This window comes from Pseudomonas sp. JH-2 (assembly GCF_036231725.1).
GTDB classification, from domain to species: domain Bacteria; phylum Pseudomonadota; class Gammaproteobacteria; order Pseudomonadales; family Pseudomonadaceae; genus Pseudomonas; species Pseudomonas delhiensis.
The window spans coordinates 39,565-45,669 of sequence record NZ_JAZAQP010000053.1; the positions used below are offsets into that span (position 1 = coordinate 39,565).

At 67.8% G+C, this 6,105-nt stretch carries 4 protein-coding genes, 3 tRNA genes and 1 pseudogene; 5 read left to right on the top strand and 3 right to left on the bottom strand.

Annotated features, from left to right (window positions below; all coding sequences use genetic code 11):
* Positions 1-6 precede the first annotated feature (6 nt).
* Positions 7-2,377 (bottom strand): annotated as a pseudogene (locus VV867_RS26305) (ATP-binding protein).
* Between the two features lie 95 nt (positions 2,378-2,472).
* On the opposite strand from VV867_RS26305, the gene VV867_RS26310 reads away from it, so the two are divergent.
* Complete coding sequence (locus VV867_RS26310; protein WP_275627131.1) at positions 2,473-3,366, top strand: ATP-binding protein; 894 nt, start codon at positions 2,473-2,475, stop codon at positions 3,364-3,366.
* On the top strand, positions 3,363-3,845 hold the full coding sequence (locus VV867_RS26315) for a GAF domain-containing protein (protein WP_328567973.1): 483 nt from the start codon (positions 3,363-3,365) through the stop codon (positions 3,843-3,845). The genes VV867_RS26310 and VV867_RS26315 overlap by 4 nt, the downstream gene beginning before the upstream one ends.
* A 272-nt stretch (positions 3,846-4,117) precedes the next feature.
* On the opposite strand, the gene VV867_RS26320 is transcribed toward VV867_RS26315, so the two are convergent.
* On the bottom strand, positions 4,118-4,795 hold the full coding sequence (locus VV867_RS26320; RefSeq protein ID WP_328567974.1) for a glutathione S-transferase family protein: 678 nt from the start codon (positions 4,793-4,795) through the stop codon (positions 4,118-4,120).
* Between the two features lie 10 nt (positions 4,796-4,805).
* On the bottom strand, positions 4,806-5,573 hold the full coding sequence (locus VV867_RS26325; RefSeq protein WP_109936346.1) for a hypothetical protein: 768 nt from the start codon (positions 5,571-5,573) through the stop codon (positions 4,806-4,808).
* 217 nt (positions 5,574-5,790) lie between these two features.
* Here VV867_RS26325 and VV867_RS26330 point away from each other — a divergent pair.
* From VV867_RS26330 to VV867_RS26340, 3 genes are all read left to right on the top strand, one after another.
* Positions 5,791-5,866 (top strand) — tRNA-Glu (locus tag VV867_RS26330).
* Between the two features lie 2 nt (positions 5,867-5,868).
* Positions 5,869-5,944: transfer RNA gene (locus VV867_RS26335), tRNA-Gly, on the top strand.
* Positions 5,945-6,029: 85 nt separating this feature from the next.
* Positions 6,030-6,105 (top strand) — tRNA-Gly (locus tag VV867_RS26340).

Below are 6,105 nucleotides of genomic sequence, written 5' to 3' on the forward strand. Positions count from 1 at the left end.
CCGGCCTCAGGCATTCAGCCGGGGTTGGGCCCAGCGTTCCAGCATCGCCGCCATCTCGTCGCGGTGGAAGGGCTTGGCCAGGTAGTCGTCCATGCCGGCCAGGCGGCAGCGCTCGCGCTCGTCGGGCAGCGCGTTGGCGGTCAGGGCGATCACCGGCAGGTCCTTCCAGCGCGGCTCCTGGCGGATCAGGCGGGTCGCCTCGTAGCCGTCCATCACCGGCATGTTGCAGTCCATCAGTACCAGCTCGAAGTCTTCCTGGGCCAGGGCGGCCAGGGCCTCCTCGCCGTCGGCGGCGACCCGCACCCGGCAGCCGAGCTTCTGTAGCAGGCCCCTGGCCACCAACTGGTTGACCGGGTTGTCCTCCACCAGCAGCACGCGCGCGGCGAACTGTTCCGGGGCCTTGCCCGGCGCCTGCCGCTGGGCCTGCAGGGCCTGGCGCCGCAGGGCCTGCTCCAGGGCCTGGTGCAGGGTGGCGCGGCTGAGCGGGCGGGCCAGCTGGCGCAGGGGCGCCAGCTGCTGCGCCAGCTCGGCCTCGACGAAGCTGCCGTAGGCAGTGACCAGCAGCACCGGGCGGTCCTTGAGGTGCCGGCGCAGGCCGACCAGGCAGTCCGGGCAGTCGGACAGCAGCACGTCCAGCTCCACGCCCACCAGGCTGGCGTCGATGTCCAGGCGCCGGTAGTCCAGGCCCCAGCGCGGCAGCCAGGCCTGCAACAGCTCGGCCAGGCCGCTGTTGGCCGGGCACTGTGCAACCACCTTGCCGCTCAGGGGCTCCAGCGCCTGCGCGGGGCCCAGGGCGGGCAGCGGCAGGGTCGCGGCGAACTCGCTGCCCAGGCCCGGTTGCGAGCTGACGCTCAGCTCGCCTTGCATGGCCTCGCAGAGCTTGCGCGTCAGCGCCAGGCCCAGGCCGGTGCCGCCGAACTGGCGGGTGATGCCGGCGTCGGCCTGGGTGAAGGGCTGGAAGATGCGCTGCAGGGCGTCGGGGGCGATGCCGATGCCGGTGTCGCGGACGCTGATGCGCACACCGTCCTCCCAGGGTTCGACGCGCAGGTCGACGCGGCCCAGGCGGGTGAACTTGAGGGCATTGGACAGCAGGTTGCTGACGATCTGCCGCACCCGCGTCGGGTCGCCCTCCAGCTGCGCCGGCAGTTCGGGGCTGACCAGGCAGGTCAGCTCCACCGCCGGGGCGGCGTTCTGCGACAGCAGGCTGGCGGTGTCTTCCACCAGGGTGGCGAGGTCGAAGGGAATCTTCTCCAGCTCCAGCTGGCCGGACTCGAACTTGGACAGGTCGAGCACGTCGTTGAGCAGGTCCACCAGCACCTTGCCCGAGTCGTGGGCGATGGACAGCTGCTGGCGCTGCTCCGGGCTCAGCGGGCCGTCCAGGGCCAGGCCGAGCATGCCCAGCAGGCCGTTGAGCGGGGTGCGGATCTCGTGGCTCATGTTGGCCAGGAAGGTGGCGCGGGCCTGGGCCATGTCCAGGGCGTTGAGGCGAGCGCTTTCCAGTTGCTGGTTGGACTGCGTCAGCCGGGCGTTGGCCGCCTTCAGCTCGGCGGTGCGCGCCGCCACTATGTTCTCCAGCTCGGCCAGGTAGCGGGTCAGGCGGTCCTCGGCCTCGCGGCGCTGTTCCATCTCCACGGCGATATGGCTGAGCTGGCGGTTGGTCACCTCCACCAGCACGCCGATCTCGTCACGCTCGTGGCCGTGGGGGCAGGGCAGGCGCAGGCGCGTGGGCGAGCGCGGGTCGTGGCGGGCGAGGACCTCGATCAGGCTCACCAGCGGCTTGGTCAGCAGGCCGTAGAACAGCACCAGGAGGATCAGCGACAGTAGCAGGCTGCGGACGAAGCCGGAGATCAGCGTCATGCCGGCGCGGCGCAGGAAGTCGTTGCCGAAGACGAAGGTGTCGATCTCCAGGCGCAGCACGCCGAGGGATTCCCGGGGCTGGTGTTCTATATAAAGCGGCTCCTCGTAGACGCGCATGTGCCCGAAGAGGAAGTCGCTGAGCGGGCGCAGGCGGCTCTCCGCCGGCGGCCGGCCGGCGCTGGCCAGGGCGACGTCGGCGCTGTCGATGATCTCCGCGCGGATCACCGCCGGCGAGCGCAGCAGGCCCACCACCAGTTCCTGGGCCAGTTCGGCGTCTATGTTGTAGGCGATGCGCGCCGCCGGGTTGTGGCTGACGTCCAGCAGGGCGCGTACTTCGCGGTTGATGGAGGCGTCCTGGCTGGCATAATCGACGCCCACCTGGATGAGGCTGAGCAGGGTGCCGAGGATGAAGGCGACCAGCACCGTCAGGCTGGCCTGCTTGAACGAGAGGCGATGGGTAAGCGCAATATCCATGAGGTGCGGGACTTCGCCTCGAGAGTGCTTTTCTGGCGCCTAGCATAGCCCAAGCCGATAGGCTGTCGGCAGAGGCGATGCCATCTCTGTGACATGACCGAATACCAGCGTCGGTACGCTGAAGACTCCTGGGAGAAAGCCGTGGATTCCCGTCTGAATGATTTCCTGGCCCGCGCGGAAAACGTGCTGGCCCGGCTGGAGCCGTTGCTCCCGGCGCTGCGCGAGCCCATCGACTGGCAGCGCTGCCTGGCCGCCCGCTGGCACCGCGATGGCCGCAGCGGTTACCTGCAGGCGCTGCAGGTGAACCTCGACCTGCGCCTGGACGACCTGCTGGGCGTGGACAAGCAGCGCGAGCAGCTGGCCCGCAACACCCGCCAGTTCGTCGCCGGCAAGCCGGCCAACCACGCCCTGCTGTGGGGCGCCCGCGGCACCGGCAAGTCGTCGCTGGTACGCGCGCTGCTGGCCGCGCTGGCCCACGACGGGCTGCGCCTGATCGAGATCGAGCGCGACCACCTGGCCGACCTGCCGCGGGTGGTGGAGCAACTGCAGGGCCTGCCGCAGCGCTTCGTGCTGTTCTGCGACGACCTTTCGTTCGACGCCGGCGAGGGCGACTACCGGGTGCTCAAGAGCGTGCTCGACGGCTCGCTGGAGCAGGCCCCGGAGAACGTCCTGCTGTACGCCACCTCCAACCGCCGCCACCTGGTCTCGGAAAAGCAGAGCGACAACGAGAACTGGAAGATGGTCGACGGCGAACTGCACCCCAGCGAGGCGGTGGAGGACAAGATCGCCCTGTCCGACCGTTTCGGCCTGTGGCTGTCGTTCTACCCCTTCACCCAGGAGCATTTCCTGGAGGTGGTACGGCACTGGGTGGAGGTGCTGGCCGGCAGGTCCGCGCTGGCCTTCACCTGGGACGAACCGCTGGAGAAGGAAGCCATCCGCTGGGCCCTCGGGCGCGGCAACCGCAACGGCCGCTGTGCCTATCAATTCGCCCGCTACTGGGTGGGCCGCCAACTGCTCGAAGGAGAAGAACCATGATCGACCTGCAACGAACCGGCGCCGGGCTGGGTGGCTACGCGCTGCTGGCGGCGCAGGCCGAGGCGCTGTTCGCCGACGAGCGCGACTTCATCGCCAACGCCTCGCAGTTCGCCGCCCTGCTGTTCCACGAACTGGGCGACCTGAACTGGGCCGGCTTCTACCTGAACAGGGACGAAGAGCTGGTGCTGGGACCGTTCCAGGGCAAGGTGGCCTGCGTGCGCATCCCCTTCGCCAAGGGCGTGTGCGGCGCCGCGGCGCGCACCCGCCAGACGCAGCGGGTGGAAGACGTGCACGCGTTCCCCGGGCACATCGCCTGCGACAGCGCCTCCAACAGCGAACTGGTGGTGCCGCTGGTCAAGGACGGCCGGCTGATCGGCGTGCTTGACCTGGACAGCCCGAGCATCGGCCGCTTCAGCGCCGAAGACCAGGCCGGCATCGAGCACCTGGCCGGGATCTTCCTGCGCCTGACCGATTGCTGAACCGGAGCCGGCCCCTCCTGCAGGGGGCGGCGTAGGAGCGGATCTCATCCGCGAACCGCGCCGGAACCTCCGGCTATCGCGGACAAAGTCCGCTCCTACGGTTCCAGGCAGCACGGACGTAGGAGCGGACTCCGTCCGCGATTGGATTCACCGGCCACGTCGAACATCCTGGTGGCACGGATGGCGGCGGATAACCGCGAACGGTTATTCGCCCTACGCCACCCACGCCATCCCCCGTAGGGCACCGAGGTTCCGGCCGGCGGTGGGTTGGTTCAGGCCGGCGCCTGGGCAATGCGGGCGCGGATTTTGTCGATGATGCGCCCCTCGCCTTCGAGAACCGTCTGCAGGGCAGGGCGCTGCAGCATGCGTTCGAAGTGCGCGGCCAGGCGCGGCCAGCGCCCGGCATCCAGGCTTTCGCCGCCATGGCGCATGTTCACCAGCTGGCAGGCCACGGCGATGTCCGCCAGGCTGAGGCGGTCGTCGACGAAGTAGTCGGCATCGCCCAGGCAGCCTTCCAGGTAGTCGAAGTGCTGCGGCAGCCGTTCCTGCAGCGCACCTTCCACCGCCGACTCGTCGCACGGCTTGCCCATCAGCGGCTTGAGCACGCGGTTGCGGAACACGGTGAAGGTGGCCAGGGGCGCCACTTCGTAGTCGGCGTATTTTTCCAGCCAGCTGATCCGCGCGCGGGCCACGGCGCTGCCGCCGCACAGGGGCGTGGCCTGGGGATCGCGGTCTTCCAGGTAGTGGCAGATGACGCTGGAGTCGGCCAGGGTGACGTCGCTGTCGCGCAGGGCGGGGATGCGTCGCAGCGGGTTGAGGTCGGCGTACCAGTCCGGCGGGTTGAACGGGTCGACGTTCTCCAGCTGGTAGTCCAGGCCCTTCTCCGCCAGGCACAGGCGGACCTTGCGGACGAAGGGGGATAGGGCGGCGCCGTAGAGGGTCAGGCTCATGCGGGTCTCCTCAGTCGTAGAGATTCTTCTTCTTCCAGATGTCGTCTTCGTCCAGCGCCTTCAGGCCTTCGGTCAGCTCGGTGTTTTCCTCGGGGGAGGGCTGGCTGCTTTCCAGGACCAGGGCATTGGCGCGCTCGAGCTGCTGTTCCAGCTGCTTCAGCTGGGCCTGGTAGCGGCCCAGGTCGGCCTGCTTCTGCAGGTACTGTACGCCGCGCTCGAAGGCCAGGCGGGCCTGGCGGGGCTGGTTCTGCTGCAGCGCCTGCTGGCCGATGTTGGTGAAGAACTCTATATGCAGCTGGGTGAGCAGGTGGCGGATTTCCTTCAGCCAGCGCTGGGCGTCGTTGCGCGGCAGCAGTCCGTCCTGGGCGAAGCGGTTGACCTGGGCGTGCAGGCCCTCGAAGAGGAAGCGCACTTCCTTGGCCTTGGCCTCGGTGAGGATCAGCTGCGGGGCGTTGCGCACCTCGATGGCGCTGCCCTGGCCCACCAGGCGGTTGAGCTCGGCGACGCGCTCGGCCACCTGGGGCGTCTTTTCCAGCTTGAGCAGGCGTTCGCCCAGGCTGAGTTCGAAACGGCTGAGCAGCAGCTTGAGGTCCGCGGAGATGAACTGGCCGGGCAGGCTCTCGGCGATGGCGCCGCAGCGGCGGAAGCGATCCTGCAGGTCGGCTTTCTCCCGGGCCTTCTCCAGCTTGCGGTTTTCCAGCTGCTGGTTGATGAAGACGATGGCGATCAGAATGACGATGCCGGCGACGACCAGGGCGGTGATGACGAGTGGCGACACCTTGGAAACTCCCTGAAGGATTTTTCCCGAGTGTAATGGCTCGCTGACACTGCTCATAGCGGCGGATCGAAATTTGACCAGAAGTCTTTGATTTAAAAAATTTTTTCCGGAAGGGTTGACGCCCCTCCAAAGGCTCCATAGAATGCGCGCCACTTCGACGCGAAAGCCGAAAGGCAAAGCGAAGAAGCCGGAAAGAATGTTGTAAGTTCCGGGCCGCGTCCCCTTCGTCTAGTGGCCTAGGACACCGCCCTTTCACGGCGGTAACAGGGGTTCGAGTCCCCTAGGGGACGCCATTGCGGGAATAGCTCAGTTGGTAGAGCACGACCTTGCCAAGGTCGGGGTCGCGAGTTCGAGTCTCGTTTCCCGCTCCAGATTCTCGGTCATCGCCCCGGCGGTGAACGGAAAGCGAAATGGCGTTACCCTCCGGCCAGAAGCTGGAGGTTGCAACAAGTTGATGCGGGAATAGCTCAGTTGGTAGAGCACGACCTTGCCAAGGTCGGGGTCGCGAGTTCGAGTCTCGTTTCCCGCTCCA